Consider the following 18,598-nt stretch of genomic DNA (forward strand, 5'->3'; position numbering starts at 1 on the left):
GAGGAGGGGCCGCATCCGGCCGTCGGGGCGTCCTGTTGACTTTCACACCTCTCGACGGTTCCACATCGTGAGACCTGCAGGTCAGGTCGTTGCCGAGGCTAGCGAGATTCTCGCGCCGGTGTGAAAATCGGCGTGGGCAGGCAGAGTGCCGCTGTAGGGTGTCCAACTATGGCAACAATGTTCGGGGTAAAAGGTATCGCGGCGGCACTGGTGGTGGCGGGGGTCGGGATGGCCACCGCAGGGGTGGCAGCGTCCGGCATTGCACATGCGGGGGAGGCCCAACCGACCAGCGCCGCGTCCGGCGCCTGTCCCGGGGTGGTGGCCCTGCTGGCCCGGGGTAGCGAGGAGAATGACGTCTACCCGCCGACCGCCGCGAACGGCTGGTCCAACGGCTACGAGGGCGATACGCTGCACCGGTTCCTCGACTACACCACGCAGATCCACCCCGATCTCTTCGGCGAACGGGACGGCGGCCACGCACAGGTCCTCGCCGTGGACGCCGAGCGCTACCCAGCGAAGTTCCCTGTCGGGGAGGCGGGGGAGGACGTCGACCCGCTCACCGTGGTCACCGGGGTCGGAGAGTTCGTCGACTCCATGGCGCTCGGACTACCCGGCGGTATCGAGACGGTCGAGGAGTACGAGACATCCACCGGCTGCGCGCCGGACTACGTGGCACTGGGGTACTCGCAGGGCGTGGCGGTGCTCGGCCCCGTCCAGCAGCAGCTCGCGGAGCAGGGGAGACTGCGCGGGGCGGTGTACATGGGCAACCCATTCCACCGCACCCCGGAGCTGATCACCGGTGGGGCCTTCCGGGCGCACAGTTACTGTGTCCCCGATGACTTCGTGTGCGACTTCGGGCCCCGCTCGGCATTCCTCGCCCTGACCGACGAGGACGATGCGGGCGTCCACGCCGGGTACTTCAGTGCCGCCGCCGGGGACCCGTCCCGGGCCAGTGCCGGGGACCGGCGGGCGGCGGACGCCTTCGCCGCGCTGGTGCGCGACCCGGGCTAGATGAACAGCACCAACGGGCCGCTGAAGAGCAGCGCGGCCATGATGCAGGCCAGGGCGACACCGGCGTGCAGCGGTATCTCGCGGGTGCCCACCTTCTTCGGCGGCCACGGGGTACCGGAGGCCGCCGATGCGGGTACCGCCCGTGAGCGCCACAGTGCGGCGGCGGAGACGACGACAGCCACGATCCACGCCGCCCAGTGCACGTGGTCCACGGCGATGGACGCGGCCACCAGGACCAGGGCGAACAGGTGGAAGATCTGCGACCCGACGAGCCAGGCGTTGTTGCCCTTCTCGCGGATCATCGTCTTGACGTAGGGGATCGTCCCCACCGTGTACAACAGCAGCCAGGCGGTGGTCACCCACACCGCAGCGGGCAGCGCGTCCACCACCTCGGTGGTGAACAGGTTGGACGTCCAGGTCACCCCGCCACTGACCGGGGCGGATGCCCCGAGGCCGATGGTCGCACCGACCGGAATGATGAACACGGAGGCCGCCGTGGTCGCCACACCCGAGGCCAGCGAGCGCGGTGTCCCGCGCCAGGTCTCGTACACGGCGATGGCGGTGAGCGGGCCGAAAACCACGACCCACCACAGCAGATGCGTCTGCAGCAGCACCGCGGCCAGCGCCGCGACCGCCGCGACCACCCCGTAGACGAGCGACGGGGTGACCGCGGCACGGCGCACCGTGCCGTTGCGGGCGCGGATCCAGATACCGAGGGCGAAGAAGGCGTGGTAGCCCACGACCCAGGCGACGGTCACCGCGAGGTACGCCAGGACCATCCCCGTGGTCCCGGACAGCCCGTCCGCACGGTCGGCCCCGGTGAGGGTGTCCCACACCTTCAGGCACCAGAAGATGCCGATGACCGGCGGAATCGCAACCATGGGCCAGGCGCCGTGCTGGTTGGGCTTCCACGGGTTGATGCCGCTCTTGGAGGTGCTTTTGCTCATGGATAGAGAGTATCGCGGACCGGGGTGCGCGTCCGGCACCTCCACGAATCCCGGGCCTCACTGTTCCATCCGGGGTGGTGCTCCCCGTAGCATGGGACATCGTGACTGACACTCCCCAGAGCCCGGCACCGGGTCCCGCCGTACGGCCGGACCGTTTCCCGGACAAGCCGCCACGGCGCATCGGCGTGATGGGTGGAACCTTCGACCCCATCCACAACGGCCACCTGGTTGCCGGAAGCGAGGTCGCCGACCGGTTCGCACTGGACCTGGTGATCTACGTCCCCACCGGACAACCCTGGCAGAAACGCGACACCTCGGTGACCGCCGCGGAGGACCGCTACCTGATGACGGTCGTCGCCACCGCGGCGAACCCGCAGTTCCTGGTCTCCCGGGTGGACATCGACCGGCCCGGCGACACGTACACCGTGGACACGCTCAAGGACATCCAGCGCCGCTACCCGGAGGCCGAACTGTTCTTCATCACCGGCGCGGACGCCCTGGAGCGCATCGTGACCTGGCGGAGGTGGGAGGACGTGTTCAACCTGGCGCACTGCGTGGGGGTGACGCGCCCCGGCTACAGCCTGGAGGACGCCGGCGAGGCACTGCGCTCCCAGGTGGATTCCGACCGGCTGAGCCTGGTGAACATCCCGGCGATGGCGATCTCGTCCACCGACATCCGGGAGCGCGCGGGGGACGGCCGGTCGGTCTGGTACCTGGTGCCCGACGGTGTGGTGCAGTACATCGCGAAGACCGCCCTGTACCGGCGTCTCGGATCCGGTGGAGGACTGCCGTGGGCGGTGGATGATGTGCCCGGGTCGCCGACATCCGGCGTCTCCGCGGTGGACCCGGAGGGGCCGGACGTCCCGGCGGAGCGGGACGTGGACTGGGACCCGGAGGGGGAGGAGGACCGCTTCCCCCACGGCTGGTTCTGATCCCGGATGCGGTAATCGACGTCGGGGCTAGTAGAATCGTCCCCGGATTAATCTGTCCGACGAACTCTACTGCAAGGATCCGTACACCACGTGACCGCTAGCTCCGACGCCATCACCCACGCAGGTATCGCCGCCCGCGCTGCCGCCGACAAACTCGCCGAGGACATCGTCGTCGTCGACGTGACCGAAAGAATGCCGCTGGCGGACTGCTTCGTGCTGGCCACAGGGGACAATGAGCGCATGGTCGACTCCATCGTCGACGAGGTCGAGGAGAAGCTCACCGAGACCGGTGTGAAGCCGCGTCTGCGCGAGGGGCACCGCGACAACCGCTGGGTGCTGCTGGACTACGGGACGATCATCGTCCACGTGCAGCGCAGGGAGGAGCGCGCCTACTACGCGCTCGACCGTCTGTACCGTGACTGCCCGACCGTCGAGGTCGAGGGCGTGGAACAGGCCGACCGGGGCTTCTGGGCCAGCGGGGCCGACGATGTCACGGACCTCTCCGAGCTTCTCGAGCACGACGACCCGTTCTCCGCCCGGAGTGCCGGGGACCTGCCGCTGGCGGGCTCGGAACCCGACGAGGGCGAGCTCTAGGAGCTGGTGGCGGTGCAACCGGGAACTCCGACCGATGTGCGGATGGGCGGCTCCGGCAGCTCCCCTGGGGGACGCCTGCCCGAGCGCCGGCTGATCCTGATCCGTCACGGTCAGACGGAGTTCAACCTGGTGGGGCGCATGCAGGGGCAGTTGGACACCCCGTTGACAGACGCAGGACGCGCCGAGGCCCGTGCCGCGGCGGCGGAACTGGCGTCCTGGCCGATCGGGACGGTGGTCAGCTCCGACCTGGAGCGTGCGAGTGACACCGCCGGTGTGCTCGCCAGTGCCCTGGGCCTGGAGTTCACCACCGACCCGCGGCTGCGGGAGACCGATCTGGGCGACTGGTCGGGCAAGGCCCACGAGGACGTGGACGCGGTGTTCCCCGGCCAGCGGTCCCACTGGCGCCTGAACCCGACATGGGCGCCGCCCGGCGGCGAGACCCGTGTGGAGGTGTCTGCCCGGGCGGCGGAACTGGTCGGTGACCTGATGGGGGGTGCGGCCTGGAACGACGGCGTGGTGATGCTCGTCGCCCACGGCGGCACCATCGGTGCGTTGACCTCGCGGCTGCTGGGGATCCCCACGGAGCACTACCCGATGTTCGGTGGTCTGGGGAACACCCGCTGGTCGCAGCTGGTGGCACGTCCGTCGCTGTCGACGGCGGATGGTTTCGAGCCCTCCGACCCGGATCTGTGGCGCTCCCCGCGCTGGTTCCTGGAGGGCTGGAACGTCGGCGTCACGGCCCCGTCCCCGGCGACGGTGGTCAATGCCGACGAGGGCGATGGCCGGGGGGTGCGTGGCTGATGACTGTGCGGGTTGTCACGGATGCATCGTCCTGCCTGCCGGACGCTCTGGCGGCGGAGTACGGCATCGAGGTGCTGGACTTCCACGCCGAGGGCCAGGGGGACGACGAGACCACCGCCGGGCTCGGGGCACTGGAACTCACCGCGCGCTACGCGCGGCTGCTGGAGCGCGGCGGGGATGAGGGTGTGGTCGCCGTCCACATCTCCAAGGAACTGTCGGGGACCTGGTCGGCGGCGTGCCAGGCTGCCGCGGTGCTGGACGGCCTGGTCGAGGTGATCGACTCCCAGTCCGGGGGCATGGTTGTCGGCCAGGCGGCGATCGCGGCTGCGCGGTGCGCGGATGACGGTGGTTCGCTGGACGAGTGCCGTGGTGCGGCGCAGCACGTGATCGACACCGGGCACCTGTGGATCTTCCTGAGCCGGATGGACTCGATGGCGCGGGGCGGTCGGTTGTCGGCGGGGCAGCGGCTGCTGTCGACGGCCTTGGCGATCAAGCCGATCCTGCACCTGACCGGCGGGAAGCTGGAGTTGGCCGCGAGGACACGGACGCAGGCCAAGGCCATGGAGCGTCTGGTGGTTCTGGCTGCCGATGAGTACCGCGCGGCTGCGGGGGAGCTGGTTGAGGGCACGGACGACGCGGACACTGCGGACGGCGAGGACGGCACGGACGGCCCCGTTGAACCGGTGCCGGAGGAGGCGGCCGGGGATTCCGACGCTGCCGCGGGTGATGACGGCGATACCGGCAATGACACCGCTGTCACCGGTGACGGCGGGTCCACGGTGGCGGCTGAGCCGTCCGATGAGGTCGTCGCCGATGCCGACCCGGATTCCGCCGGGGCCTCCGAGGACGAGGTCTCCGGGGATGAGGTTTCTGGCCGGGACGATGCCGAGGACTCCGAATCCGGTGACCCCGACGCGTCGGAGGAGGATGCTGAGGGTGATTCCGCCGGGGACGCCGACGACGCTGATGACGTTGATGCCGCTGACGCTGATGACAGCGATGACGCGGATGCCTCCGGCGAGGCCGAGGAACGGCCCCGCATTTTCAAGCTCGGCGGCCGGGACAAGGCCGAGAAAGCCGAGAAGACCGACAAGACGGAGAAGCCGGACAAGGCAGACAAGCCTGAGCAGGACCACCACAAGCACCGTCGCCACGCCGAGGATCAGGTCCCGCTGGCGGATCTCCCGCGGGTGCCGATGCACCTGGCCGTTCACCATTACGGTGCCGAGGACACCGCGGAGGAGCTGCGCGTATCACTGCGCGAGGTGCTGCCGGAGTGCGTTGTGATCTCCGTGGTCGACATCTCCCACGCCATGGCCGTGCACACCGGCCCCGGGGCGATCGGCGTCTCACTCGTCCGCGACTGACGGGGAACGTGCTGGCCGTCCACTGTGCTGACGTGCTGATCGGCGGCAGCCTCTGAGCACTGACTGGGCGCAGTGCCATCGCAAGCGGTCGAGTGCCCTTGGAAACTGTCGGTTTTGACAGTCCAAACCGACATTCTGTGATGGCACTGTGCACGATGCGATGGCAGTGCTGATGCACTGAGCATCCGGGGCACAGAGCGTTCGGGGGCACTGGGTGTCCGGTGCAGTGGGAGAAGGGCCGCGACGTCACTGGACACCCGGCGAACGTCTGTGCAGTGGTGGGTCGAGAAGAATCTGCACACCGTAGCCAGATTCCTTCATGGGGCCCGCATATGCGCAGGTCAAACATGCTTGATCTGGGTTATCCACACGCCTGGGTTATCCACAGTGTCCTGGGGGAACGCCAGCTGTCCCGGGAATGTGTGTCCGGCGTTGCAGTTACATGATGGCCATGGGCGGAGACGCGGAGAGCAGGACGAAGGCACGGGCCGGAAACACACGGCGAGTGGTGGCTGACAGGGTAGAGGCCCTGACCCAGCCGGTGCCGGGCCATGAGTTGGCCGACGTCCGCTTCGAGCGTCGGACCGCGATCGGTCCCCGGTCCGCCCGTGTCATGGTGATGGTGGTGGCGGCTCTGGTGGTCGTCGTGGGAGGGGTGATGCTGATCAACGAGATGACGGGTGACGCCGGCGGCAGCGGTGAACGGGGGGACGTTGTCGCCGGGCTGTCACCGGAGGTGTCGGGGGAGGCCGGGGTAGAGACGGCCGGGGACACCGGGGGACCGGGGGACACAGGGGAGCAGGACGGGGACGATGGCACGGGCTACGCGGAGGACCCGCAGGGTGCGGATGCGGGTCCCTTCATCGTGTCGGTGCAGGGGTTGGTGCACCGGCCCGGCCTGTTGACCGTCGACCCGGGGGTCAGGGTCGGGGAGGTGATCGACCGGTCCGGCGGGGTGCGTGCCGACGGTCGGTTGGAGGGGGTCAACCTTGCGGAGCAGGTGGTGGACGGACTGCAGATCGTCGTCGATGCCGACGGATCACAAGTGGTCTACCCGGGCCAGGCACCGGAGGCCCAGGCCCAGGAGCAGAGCATCCCGGGAGGCGGAGCGGGTACAGGTGGGGGCAATTCTGCGGCAGGTGGCGCGGACGGCACGGTCAACCTCAACACCGCCGACGCCACCATTCTGACGACTCTGTCGGGGGTTGGCCCGGCGACGGCGGAATCGATCCTCGCCTGGCGGGAGGCCAATGGCCCCTTCACAGCCACGGAGCAGCTCCTGCAGGTCAAGGGCATTGGCCCGGCCAAGTTCGAGGCATTGCGGGACAGTGTCACGGTCTGAGGTTGGGTCCGGCTACCCCAACCCGGATCTCACGCCCGCGCCGGGCAGGGGTGACCCGTGGACGGTGACGGACCGGGATCCGGGCAGCCCCGATGTGGTCCGCCGTCGCCGGGGACCCGACCTGCGGCTGGTACCCGTTGCTGCGGCGGTGTGGGCGGCGGTTGCGGTGACGGTGGGTGTGCGGAACCCGTGGATTGCGGCGTCCTGCCTGGTTGTTGCCGTCGTGGCGGTGGTCGTCATGTACCGGGCGGGGCCGTTCCGCGCCGGACGCAGCGTTGCGGAGGATCCGCGCCGGGTGGCAGTGCGGACCGTGGCTGTCACGGGCCTGATCGCGGCGGCGTGGGCAGGACGCGCCGCGTGGCTGGCCGCGCGGGTGGACGATCATCCGCTGCGCGCACAGGGCACGACGCGGATGGATGAGGAGGTCCTGCTCGCCACCGCACCCAAGCAGCTGGACGGCGGGACCATCCTGCTCAACGTCACCGTCGATGACCTGTGGACGATGCCGCTCTTCGTCAACGAGCGGCTGGTCGACCATGCTGCCGCGGACACCCTGCTCGGCCTGCAGCCGGGAACCACGCTGCAGGTCGCTGCGTCGGTCGATGAGACCGACCGGGTCGCGATGGTGCCGATGCGCGCCTCGGCACGCGAGCTTCCCCAGGCGGTGGCGGAACCCGGGGGCCTGTCCGCGGTGACCGCTCATCTGCGCGCCGGGTTGGCGGATGCCGCGGAGTCACTCCCGGCGGACACCGGGACCCTGGTCCCGGGCATGGTCGTCGGTGATATCAGCATGCAGGATCCCGCCACCCGCGTGGAGTTCCTGGCGACAGGGCTGACGCACCTCACGGCGGTGTCCGGGGCGAATCTGGCGATCGTCACGGGCAGTGTCCTGGTGCTGGCCACGGCCCTCCGCGCACCACGGTGGGCGAGGATCGCGGCAGCCGCGGTCTGCCTGGTGGCCTTCGTCCTGCTGGTCGGCCCGGAGCCGAGTGTGCTGCGGGCGGCGGTGATGGGTGCGGTGGGGTTGGTGGCGGTGCTGTCGGCGCGCCGGGCGCACGGGTACGCGGCCCTGTCCGCGGCGGTGATCGTGCTGCTGGGTGTGGAGCCGGGACTGGCGGTGGACTACGCGTTCATCCTGTCGGTGGTGGCGACGGCGGGGATCGTGGCGCTGGCGCCGTTGATCTCGCGGCGGATCCTGCAGGCGTGGACGGACCGTCGTACCAGGAGGCGGGGCGAGCATGATCCGCCGGTGCGGTGGCAGGCGATGCTGGTGGGCCTGGTGTCGGTGAGTCTGGCGGCGGACGTGGTGACCGCGCCGGTGATCGTGCACATGACCGGGGTGGTCTCACCGACGGCGGTGCTGGCGAATGTGCTGGTGGGTGTCGCTGTCCCGCCCGTGACGGTCATCGGGATGCTCGGGGCGCTGGTCGCCGGGGTGCACACGGGTGCGGCGACGGTGGTTCTGTTCGGTGCGGCGGCCCCGGCGTGGTGGATTCTTCAGGTCGCGTCAGTGCTGTCGGGGGTCGATGTCCTGCACACCCCCGGCGGCTGGTTCTTCGCGGCGGTGGTTGTCTGTACCGGGGGTGCGGTGGTGGTGTGCGTGGTCTTGCGGCGCTGGCGGCCGTCCGCGTCCGCCGTGATTGCGGTGGTGGCGTTGGCCGCGGTGTGGGGATGGCACCGGGGCATGCTGACCACCGGGCCCTACGCGGAGGCGACGGGCGGCGACGCCGGGTTGAGCAGGTCCTGGGCGGAGGACCTGGACGGGGTCGACTGGTACCTGGGTGTGCGGCCGGGGGAGTCGGGGCAGGACGTCCCGGAGGTGTTCACGTCCGACGGCGCGTCCGACCATGAGGTGGTGGTGCTGGAGGATGAGACCGCCGTCCTGCTGCACGAGGCAGCCCGGGAGGCGGGGCATGAACACCCCGACCTGTATGTGGTGACCGCGTGCGGACGCAGCCGCGGAATGCCGTCGCGGACGCCGGACGGAGTGCCGGTGGCGTTCCCGTGCCGGGACGGGACGGTGGTGCTCGGGCAGGACGGGCTCCACGCGGAGGGCCGGTAGCGCGGGAACTATAGGATGGACGCCATGGCAACCAGCACGCAGTCGGGCCCTCCGGCCCCGGTGAACCTCATCGTCGGCACCGACGGCTTCCTCGCCGAGCGCGCCCGGCACCGCATCGTCGCCGCCACGCGTGAGGCCGCCGGGGTGAGGGACCTGCCCGTCGACATGCGGAAGACCTCGGAGATCAACTCCGGCGAGCTGGCGGAACTGCTCAGTCCGTCACTGTTCGCCGAGGACCGCATCGTGGTCATCACCGGGGTGGAGGACGCGGCGAAGGAGACGGTCGCGCTGATCGAGCAGGCCGTCTCCGACCCTGCGCCGGGGGTGGTGCTGATCCTGCAGCACACCGGCAAGGGGCGCCAGAAGTCCCTGGTCACCAGCCTGCCGAAGAAAGCCCCGAAGGGGACCGTGGAGGTGCATTCCGCCGCGGAGCTCAAGGGGCGTGAGCGGCAGGGGTTCGTGGAGCAGGAGTTCCGCGACCTCAGGGTGCGGGTCACCCCGGACGTGACCGCCGCGCTGCTGGATTCGGTGGGCACCGACCTGCGGGAGCTGGCCAGCGCGGTCAGCCAGCTCGTCGCGGACACCGACGGCAAAGTCACCGCGGAGGCGGTGCACCGCTACTACCAGGGGTCGGCCGAGGTGTCCGGCTTCGATGTGGCGGAGCAGGCCATCGCCGGACGCGCCGATGCAGCACTCGGTTCGGCGCGCCGGGCGCTGCAGCTCGGGGTGCATCCGGTGCTGCTGGCCTCGGCCCTGTCCGGGATGGTGGGGGACATCGCCCGGGTGCACGGTGCGCGGGTGAATCCGCGGTCCCAGGCCGCGGAGTTCGGCATGCCGCCGTGGAAGCTGGAGAAGACGGTGCGTTCGGCGCGTGGGTGGTCGTCGGCATCGGTGGCTGCGGCGGTGCAGATCGTCGCGGAACTGGACGCCGGGGTGAAGGGGCACGCCGCGGATCCGGAGTGGGCGGTGGAGAACGCGGTGCGGCGTATCGCCACGCTGGCGCGGGGGTAAAAATCCACCCCCGACATCAGGGGGACAGTGTGTGTCCTGTGACACGTCACTTTGTCGTCAAACTTTCTTGACCGGCTGGCTTAGGGTTGCTTGCTGTTAATAGGGGGTAACTACGGGGGTGATAACGGGCAGGTGAGGGCAAAAATCAGACATACCGTGGAGACATGCAGAAACAACGTTCCCGCCCCCGTCGCCGAGGAGTCCTCTGATGCCCAGCAATGCCGGTACCGCCACCGGTACCCGCAACCGTGTTCTCGCGGGAACGGTCCTCGCCCAACTGGGCCTCGGCACCGTCTACTCGTGGTCGATCCTCAATCCGGCACTCGCCGACCATTTCTACGGCGACCACACCCGGACCTTCGGCATCGCCATGACCTTCTCGATCATGATGATCTGCCTGTCGGTGTCCACCCTGACCATCAACGTCCTGCAGGCCAGGTACGGCGTCCGCAACGTCCTCGTGGCGTGCGGCGTCGTCCTGGCCGCCGGTCTGCTCGCCTCGGGTTTCGTCCCGAACGTCTGGATGCTCTACATCACCGCCGGCGTGATCGTCGGCTCCGCGGACGGCATCGGCTACCTGCTGAGCCTCACGAACTGCCTGCGGTGGTTCCCGGAGAAGGCGGGAACCATCTCGGGGATCTCCGTCGGTGCCTACGGTGCGCCAGCATTCATCCTCCCCTTCGTCGTCGCCCCGGTGCTCGGCGACGCGGACAACGGTTACGCGGGACTGCGCGCCTGCTTCATCCTCTGGGCGGTCATCGCCGGGGTGCTGATCGTCGGCGGAGGCCTGCTGCTGAAGGACGCCCCGCTCGTCAGCAACGCGGATGCGGCGGCCTCCGGGGAGTACAGCATCCCGCAGATGCTGCGCCGGCCGCAGGCCTACATGCTCTTCTTCGGCATCACCGCCTTCTGCTTCGCCGGCCTGTTCATCATCGGAAACGCCGGCAGCGCCGCCGGGGATGCGCCGGACCCCACCCGCTACCTGATCGGTACCGCGGTCACCCTGGTGTCCCTGGTCGCCCTGTTCAACACCGCGGGACGCTTCCTGTTCGGCTGGTTGTCCGACCACATCTCCCGCACCCTGATCGTCGCCGTGGCACTGACCGTCCTGGCTGTGATGTCGGTGGTCGTCGGACTGACCTGGCGTCCCGAACCGTGGCTCTACATCGTCGCCTTCCTGCTGTTCGGTGCCGCATTCGGTGGCTGCATCACGATCTACCCGGCGATCGTCGGCGACTTCTTCGGCCACAACAACCAGTCGAAGAACTACTCGGTGATCTACCAGGGCTTCGCCGCGGGCGCGGTCATCACCCTGATCTTCAACACCCTGATGTCCGAGGACGTCCTGGACTTCGGCAATGCGCTGCTGATCGGCTCCGTGTTCCTCGCGATCTCGGCCGTCATCCTCTTCGTCGTCAGGGCCCCCGGCCCGCCGCCGGAGGAGAAGGCCCCCACCACCTCCCACGACAACAAGGAGAAGAACCATGTCTAAGAGAACACCATCCATCACCCCGATCGTCGATTTCGCGGCGATCAAGGAGAACCTCGGCAGCGAGTTCGCCGGGCCGGTGCGCGTCCTCGACGCGTCCCACCGGGTCGTCAACCAGGAGGTCTTCGACACCTACAGCGACGACGACCTCGTCCACTTCCTCGAGATCATGCTCTACGAGCGGGTCCTGCATGAGCAGACCACGATCTTCTCCAAGCAGGGCCGTCTGGGCTTCTATGCGCCGACCAACGGGCAGGAAGCCAGCCACATGGGCAGCGTCACGGCCTTCGAGAAGCTGGACTACCTCTTCCCGACCTACCGTGACCTGCCGCCGATGATCCAGCACGGGGCGATCACCCCGGCGCAGGGTTACCTGTGGTCCCGCGGTCACGTGCGGGGGAACCGCATGGCAGAGGGGGTGCGGAGCTGGTTCCCGCAGATCATCATCGGCGCCCAGCACATCCAGGCGGCCGGGGTGGCACTCGGGATGAAGAAGAACGGTGAACCGCACGTCGCCTTCTCCTACTCCGGGGACGGGTCGACGTCCCAGGGTGACACCTACGAGGGGATGAACTTCGCGGGCACCTTCCAGGCGCCGCTGGTGATGATCATCCAGAACAACGGCTGGGCGATCTCCGTCCCGCGGGAGAGGCAGACCGCCAGTCTCACGCTCGCCCAGAAGGCCACCGCGGCGGGCATCCCGTCCGTCCAGGTCGACGGGATGGACGTCCTGGCGGTCAACGCCGTGTCGACGGCGGCCCGCGAGTTCGCCGCCGCAGGCAACGGCCCGGTGCTCATCGAAACGCTGACCTACCGTTTCGGCGCCCACTCCTCGGCGGGGGACGACCCGTCCCGCTACCGCAGTTCCGACGAGGAGCGGCCCTGGTTCGAGCAGGACCCGCTGAACCGGCTGCGCGACCTGCTCACCGAGAAGGACCTCTGGTCCCTGGAGCACGAGAACGAACTCACCGACAGCTACAAGAAGGAGTTCCGGGCGGCGATCACCGAGGCGGAGAAGACCCCCGCACAGACGGTCACCGACTTCCTGGAGAACACCTTCGAGGAGCCGACCCCGAATATCCGCACGCAGCTTGCTGCACAGGAGGCCAAGTAACCATGAGCACCAAGAGCTACATCCAGGCGATCACCGAGGCACTAGACAACGTGCTCGCCGAGGACGACCGGACACTGATCCTCGGGGAGGACGTCGGTCAGAACGGCGGTGTCTTCCGCGCCACCCAGGGACTGCAGGCGAAGCACGGCGAGGACCGGGTCTTCGACACGCCGCTGGCGGAGTCCGGCATCCTCGGCCTGTCCATCGGACTGGCCGCGATGGGCTGGCGGCCCATCCCGGAGATCCAGTTCGCCGCATTCACCTTCGAGGCCGCGGATTCGCTGGTCGGCCAGATGTCCCGTAACCGGTTCCGTACCGGAGGGGACGTCACCCAGCCGATCACCGTGCGCACCCCCTACGGCGGTGGCACGCACACCGCCGAGCTGCACTCGGACAGTATCGAGCACCTCTTCGCCGGAGTGCCGGGGCTGCGCGTGGTCGCGCCGAGCTCCGCCTACGACGCCAAGGGCCTGCTGGTCTCCGCGGTCGAGAACAACGACCCCGTCCTCTTCCTCGAGCACCTGAAGCTGTACCGCTCGGTCAAGGAGGACGTGCCGGACGACATCTACCGCATCCCACTGGATACCGCGAACGTGGTCCGTGAGGGATCCCAGGTGACCATCGTCGCCTACGGTGCGATGGTCCAGCAGGCAGTGGAGGCCGCGTCGGCGCTCGCCGGGGACGGGGTGGACGCCGAGGTCATCGACCTGCGGTCCCTCTCGCCGATCGACACGGACACGATCTTCGCCTCGGTGGAGAAGACAGGACGGCTGGTGGTGGTCCAGGAGGCGCAGAACATGGCGGGCGTGGCAGCGCACGTCGTCTCCGAGGTCGCCGAGAACCGGATCCTGTCGCTGGAGGCGCCGATCGGCCGGGTGTCCGCCCCGGACTCCGTCTACCCCTTCGCCGCGGACGAGAAGTCCTGGCTGCCCGGCGCCCCGGACATCGAGGCCACGGTCCGGGAAATCCTGGACTACTAGGGCCACCAGCCACAAGTTACTGAGGAGAAGCAGTCATGGCGTACACATTCACAATGCCCGAGCTGGGCGAGGGCCTGGCCGAGGGAACGATCTCCAACTGGCTGGTCGCCGAGGGCGACACGGTCGAGGAGGACCAGGACCTGGTCGAGATCGAGAACGACAAGGCGGTGACCGAACTGCCGTCGCCGGTGGCCGGCACCGTCACGACGATCCACGTCGCCGACGGGGAGACCGCGACGGTGGGCGACACCCTCGTGGTCATCGACGACGGTTCACCCGATGAGCCGGACGCGGCGTCCGACAAGACGACGTCCGAGGAGGACGTGGAACCTGAGTCGGAGGAGGCACCGCAGCGGGACGCCGCGCCAACCGAGGCGCCCGTCGCACCGCATGTCGCGGCGTCCGCAGGCGAATCCACAGAGACGCGCGTGCTCGCGATGCCGTCGGTCCGTCGGCTGGCCAGGGAACACGGCGTGGACCTGGGTACGGTCACCCCGACCGGGTCGCACGGGCACGTCACCCGTGGCGACGTCACGAAATTGCTCGGGGCGGAGACGACCGGGACGGCCCGCGCACAGGAGGCCCCCGCGCCGGACACCGCCGCGTCCCCTGCCCCGGCACCTGTCCCGGCGTCCGGACCCGTCGCCGGCCGCGACGGCGACCGCCGCGAGAAGTACGCGGGGGTTCGCGCGGCCACCGGCCGGGCGATGAGCACCTCGCACGCCACGATCCCGCCGGTCACCACCTTCGGCGAGGTCGAGGTCTCGGCGTTGCTGTCGCAGCGGAAGAACCACAGGGCCCTGGCCGAGGAGCGGGGCGTGCACCTGACGATCCTGCCCTACATTGTCAAGGCCCTCGTCGCGGCACTGAAACAGCACCCTGTGCTGAACAGTTCACTGGACACCGAGACGGACGAGATCGTCCACCACTCCACCTGTGACGTGGCCATCGCCACCGACACCGACCGCGGGCTCTACGCCCCGGTGGTCCACCGTGCCGAGACCCGCAACCTGCTGGAGATCGCCCAGGCGGTCAGCGACAACGCGGAGAAGGCCGCCGAGGGCAAACTGACCTCGGAGGACATGAGCGGGGCGTCGGTCACCATCAGCAACCTCGGCGGCGTCGACGGTGGCTGGTTCACCCCGATCATAAATTCCCCGCAGGCCGCGATCCTCGGGGTCGGACGGGCAACGAAGGCACCGTACGTCGACGACGAGGGCGAACTGGCGGTGGGGCAGATGATGAAACTGTCGCTGACCTACGACCACCGCATCATCGACGGTGTGCGCGGCCAGGAAATCCTGAACACGGTCATGCGACTGCTGCATGACCCGAACCTGCTGATCATGGAAGGGTAGGTCGGAGAAGAACAATGGCCAAGGAACTGGAACAACACGGCACCGTCATCATCGGTGCGGGCCCGGGCGGCTACGTCGCGGCGATCCGCGCGGCAGAGCTCGGACAGCAGGTCACCGTCATCGAGGAAACAGACTCGCTCGGCGGCATCTGCCTCAACGTCGGCTGCGTTCCCAGCAAGGCGCTGATCTCCGCGGGCAAGCGGCTGCAGCAGGCGAAGGACTCCACGATGTACGGCATCACCACCGGTGAAGTCTCCCTGGATTTCGGTGCGCTGCAGGAGTGGAAGCAGACGCAGGTCGTCGACCGGATGACCCGGGGAGTGGCCGGGCTGCTGAAGAAGCACGACGTCGAGGTGGTCAGCGGATCGGCGATGCTCGTCAGCGACACCGAGATCCAGGTGATGCCGGCTGGTCCGCAGCAGTTCATGAGCGTGACCGAGCCGCGGCGGATCGCCTTCACGGACCTGATCATCGCCACCGGCTCGCGTCCGGTGGACATCCCCGGGTTCCGCATCGACGGCCGCGTGATCGACTCCACCGGTGGACTGGGCCTGACGACCCTCCCCGACGAGATGGTGGTCATCGGTGGCGGCTACATCGGCACCGAGTTGGCCGGGGCGTACGCCGACTTCGGGACGCACGTCACCATACTCGAGGGCACCGGCCAGATCCTCCCGGCGTTCGAAGCGGACCTGGTGAAGGTGGTGGAGAAGAAGCTCCGGGACAAGGGTGTGACCATCGAGACCGGGGTGCGCGCCAAGCACGCCGAGCAGACCGCGGACGATGTCTCGGTCTCCTTCGAACGTGAGGACGGCTCCGTGGAGGAGGTCGTTGCCGACTACTGCATGATCACCGTCGGCAGGACGCCGAACACCGACTCCCTGGGCCTGGACAACACCAGTGTGCAGCTCGACCGGCACGGACTGATCAAGGTCGACGACCGGGGCTTCACCGGCGTCGAGCACATCTGGGCGGCCGGGGACGTGACCATGGGGCCCGCACTGGCGCACATGGCGTTCATGGAGGGGAAGACCGCCGCCGGTGCGATCGCCGGACGCGCCGACGCCAACGAGTACTTCGCCGTTCCGGCGGTGTGCTTCACCGACCCGGAGATCGCGACGGTCGGGATGACCGTGGCCGAGGCAGAGAAGAACGGGTTGACCGCGAAGGCATCCACGTTCCCCTTCGGCGGTAATGCGCGTGCTGTGGCGCTGGGGGAGCCCGACGGCTTCGTGCGCCTGGTGTCGACCGCCGACACTGGGACCGTGGTCGGCGCGCAGATCGTGGGGTCGGGGGCGTCCGACCTGGTCTCCGAGCTGGGTGTGGCGGTGAACTGCCAGCTCAACGTGAAGGACGTGGCGCTGACGATCCATCCACACCCGACGCTCTCGGAGCCGGTGGCTGAGGCCGCGGACATCGCGATGGGGCTGCCGACCCATATCTGAGTGAGGTGCGTGCGGGGGTGACCGTGGTCACCCCCGCTCGCTATCCGGGACGTGATGTAGCGGGTGTGCTGACCTTAGTTGATTCTTCAGGGAAAGTTCTACGGGCACAGTTGTCTGGATATCAGGGTCGTGGGGGAGGGGGTCGGCTACCTATGGTGGTCCAGGTGTCGCCGGGATAGTGATGGCCATCACACGATGGCACCATCTGCGACCCCCGGCACATCCGAACCCCTCAACAGCATGAGCGTCAATGCCGCCTTGAAACATGGAGGATCCATCTTGTCTGCACCCACCCGCACCACCGGAGCCGAGCAGGACTCCAACGATCCCGAGGCCCGAGTCCTCTCCTGGTTCCAGGAGTTCGCCGACGCGCTGAACGAGCCGGACGCCGCCACGTCCGCCCAGCGCACGGCCGACCTCTTCCTGGAGACCGGGTTCTGGCGTGACCTGGTCACCTTCACATGGAACATCCACACCTCGGAGGGCCGCGAGGACATCGCCGACCTCGTGGAGAACAACCATGACCGTCTCGAGATCACCGATGTCGCCCTCGACGGCGAGGCCGTCGAGGACGAGGACGGTGTGACCACGGCATTCGTCACCTTCAGTACCCCGCTGTTCAATTGCCGCGGCGTGCTCCGGCTCCAGGACGGCAAGGCCTTCACGCTGCTGACCTCCGCCCGCGAACTCCACGCCCGTCCCGAGTACAAGGGGCGCAAGCGCGTCCTCGGCGCCCAGCACGGCGTCCACACCGACCGGAAGAACTGGGCCGACCGCCGCGCCGAGCGGCAGGAGAACCTCGGCTACACCGAGCAGCCCTATGTGGTGATCATCGGTGGTGGCCAGGGCGGTATCGCGCTGGCTGCACGGTTGAAGCGTCTGCGGGTGCCCACCCTGGTCGTGGAGAAGTCCGAACGCCCCGGTGACCAGTGGCGTGGCCGCTACTACTCCCTGAGCCTCCACGACCCGGTCTGGTACGACCACCTGCCCTACCTGCCCTTCCCCGATGACTGGCCGGTCTTCACCCCCAAGGACAAGATGGGGGACTGGCTGGAGCACTACACCGGCATCATGGACCTGGACTACTGGACGAAGTCCACCTGCGAGCGGGCGTCCTACAACGAGGCCGACGGCACCTGGGACGTGGTCGTCGACCGCGACGGCGAGCAGGTCGTCCTGCACCCCACCCAGCTGGTGATGGCCACCGGAATGTCCGGTGTGCCCAACCGCCCGAGCTTCCCCGGCCAGGAGGAGTTCCGCGGCGAGATCCGCCACTCCTCCGAGCACCCCGGCGGCGAGACCGACCGCGGGCGCCGCGTGGTGGTCCTGGGTGCGAACAACTCCGCCCACGACATCTGCGCCGACCTGTACGAGAACGGCGCGCACCCGGTGATGATCCAGCGCTCCCCGACGTACATGGTGCGTTCGGAGTCCTTCATCAAGCACGTGGTCGCGCCGCTCTACTCGGAGGACGCCCTCGACGCCGGCGTGGACACCGACCGTGCGGACCTGACGTTCGCCTCCCAGCCGTACAAGATCCTCCCCGAGGGGCAGAAGGCGGCCACCGCCGCGATCAAGGAGGAGGACGCCGACTACTACGCTGCGCTGGAGAAGGCCGGGTTCATGCTGGACTTCGGTGAGGACGAGTCCGGCCTGTTCCCGAAGTACCTGCGCCGCGGCTCCGGCTACTACATCGACGTCGGCGCCGGCGAGCTGGTCGCCGACGGGTCCATCGAACTGCACTCGCATGTGGGCATCGACCACTACACCGCAGACGGCGTGGTGCTGACCGACGGCACCGAACTGCAGGCGGACGTGGTGGTGCTGGCCACCGGCTACGGTTCGATGAACGGCTGGGCGGAGAGGCTCATCAGCCCGGAGGTCGCCGACAAGGTCGGCAAGTGCTGGGGCCTCGGTTCGGACACGGCCAAGGATCCGGGCCCGTGGGAGGGCGAGCTGCGCAATATGTGGAAGCCAACCCAGCAGGAGAACCTCTGGTTCATGGGCGGCAACCTGCACCAGGGCCGCCACTACTCCCGCTACCTGTCGCTGCAGCTCGCGGCACGGCACGAGGGAATCGACACCCCGGTGTACAAGCTGGCACCGGTGCACCACACGAAGTAGCGCGCCCCTCCGGGATCGTGC

The 18,598-nt window shown here is 68.6% G+C and carries 15 protein-coding genes; 14 read left to right on the forward strand and 1 reads right to left on the reverse strand.

The window, feature by feature from the left end; all coding sequences use genetic code 11:
• Positions 1–168 precede the first annotated feature (168 nt).
• Entirely contained in the window at positions 169–1,011 is an 843-nt protein-coding gene (locus tag ACTIL2_RS00525; RefSeq protein ID WP_442335490.1) for a hypothetical protein, read from the forward strand.
• Here ACTIL2_RS00525 and ACTIL2_RS00530 read toward each other — a convergent pair.
• Complete coding sequence (locus tag ACTIL2_RS00530) at positions 1,008–1,958, reverse strand: YwiC-like family protein (RefSeq protein WP_442335491.1); 951 nt, start codon at positions 1,956–1,958, stop codon at positions 1,008–1,010. The genes ACTIL2_RS00525 and ACTIL2_RS00530 overlap by 4 nt on opposite strands.
• A gap of 188 nt (positions 1,959–2,146) precedes the next feature.
• On the opposite strand from ACTIL2_RS00530, the gene nadD reads away from it, so the two are divergent.
• The 13 genes from nadD to ACTIL2_RS00595 all read left to right on the forward strand — a co-directional run bounded on the left by nadD (position 2,147) and on the right by ACTIL2_RS00595 (position 18,577).
• Positions 2,147–2,890, forward strand: coding sequence for a nicotinate-nucleotide adenylyltransferase (gene nadD / locus ACTIL2_RS00535; protein WP_442335578.1), 744 nt, complete (start codon positions 2,147–2,149; stop codon positions 2,888–2,890).
• Between the two features lie 90 nt (positions 2,891–2,980).
• A complete protein-coding gene (rsfS, locus tag ACTIL2_RS00540; RefSeq protein ID WP_442335492.1) occupies positions 2,981–3,484 on the forward strand; it encodes a ribosome silencing factor in 504 nt (167 codons plus the stop codon).
• Positions 3,485–3,526: 42 nt separating this feature from the next.
• The gene (locus tag ACTIL2_RS00545) at positions 3,527–4,285 is read left to right on the forward strand and encodes a histidine phosphatase family protein (protein WP_442335579.1); all 759 of its coding nucleotides are present in this window, start codon (positions 3,527–3,529) and stop codon (positions 4,283–4,285) included.
• A complete protein-coding gene (locus tag ACTIL2_RS00550) occupies positions 4,285–5,652 on the forward strand; it encodes a DegV family protein (protein WP_442335493.1) in 1,368 nt (455 codons plus the stop codon). Before ACTIL2_RS00545 ends, ACTIL2_RS00550 begins: the two co-directional genes overlap by 1 nt.
• A gap of 508 nt (positions 5,653–6,160) precedes the next feature.
• On the forward strand, positions 6,161–6,994 hold the full coding sequence (locus ACTIL2_RS00555) for a helix-hairpin-helix domain-containing protein (protein ID WP_442335494.1): 834 nt from the start codon (positions 6,161–6,163) through the stop codon (positions 6,992–6,994).
• A gap of 64 nt (positions 6,995–7,058) precedes the next feature.
• Positions 7,059–9,056 carry a ComEC/Rec2 family competence protein gene (locus tag ACTIL2_RS00560; protein ID WP_442335495.1) on the forward strand — a complete coding sequence of 666 codons (1,998 nt, stop codon included), beginning with the start codon at positions 7,059–7,061 and terminating at the stop codon, positions 9,054–9,056.
• 24 nt (positions 9,057–9,080) lie between these two features.
• Entirely contained in the window at positions 9,081–10,067 is a 987-nt protein-coding gene (gene holA, locus ACTIL2_RS00565) for a DNA polymerase III subunit delta (protein WP_442335496.1), read from the forward strand.
• A gap of 208 nt (positions 10,068–10,275) precedes the next feature.
• A complete protein-coding gene (locus tag ACTIL2_RS00570; RefSeq protein ID WP_442335497.1) occupies positions 10,276–11,559 on the forward strand; it encodes an OFA family MFS transporter in 1,284 nt (427 codons plus the stop codon).
• A complete protein-coding gene (locus tag ACTIL2_RS00575) occupies positions 11,552–12,670 on the forward strand; it encodes a thiamine pyrophosphate-dependent dehydrogenase E1 component subunit alpha (protein ID WP_442335498.1) in 1,119 nt (372 codons plus the stop codon). Before ACTIL2_RS00570 ends, ACTIL2_RS00575 begins: the two co-directional genes overlap by 8 nt.
• A gap of 2 nt (positions 12,671–12,672) precedes the next feature.
• A complete protein-coding gene (locus ACTIL2_RS00580) occupies positions 12,673–13,650 on the forward strand; it encodes an alpha-ketoacid dehydrogenase subunit beta (protein ID WP_442335499.1) in 978 nt (325 codons plus the stop codon).
• A 35-nt stretch (positions 13,651–13,685) separates the two neighbouring features.
• Positions 13,686–15,008, forward strand: a complete 1,323-nt coding sequence (locus tag ACTIL2_RS00585; protein ID WP_442335500.1) for a dihydrolipoamide acetyltransferase family protein — start codon at positions 13,686–13,688, stop codon at positions 15,006–15,008.
• Positions 15,009–15,022: 14 nt separating this feature from the next.
• Complete coding sequence (lpdA, locus tag ACTIL2_RS00590; RefSeq protein WP_442335501.1) at positions 15,023–16,453, forward strand: dihydrolipoyl dehydrogenase; 1,431 nt, start codon at positions 15,023–15,025, stop codon at positions 16,451–16,453.
• A 240-nt stretch (positions 16,454–16,693) separates the two neighbouring features.
• Positions 16,694–18,577, forward strand: a complete 1,884-nt coding sequence (locus ACTIL2_RS00595) for a flavin-containing monooxygenase (RefSeq protein ID WP_442335502.1) — start codon at positions 16,694–16,696, stop codon at positions 18,575–18,577.
• Positions 18,578–18,598 lie beyond the last annotated feature (21 nt).

It is taken from the genome of Corynebacterium sp. (genome assembly GCF_052107835.1).
Lineage (GTDB): Bacteria > Actinomycetota > Actinomycetes > Mycobacteriales > Mycobacteriaceae > Corynebacterium.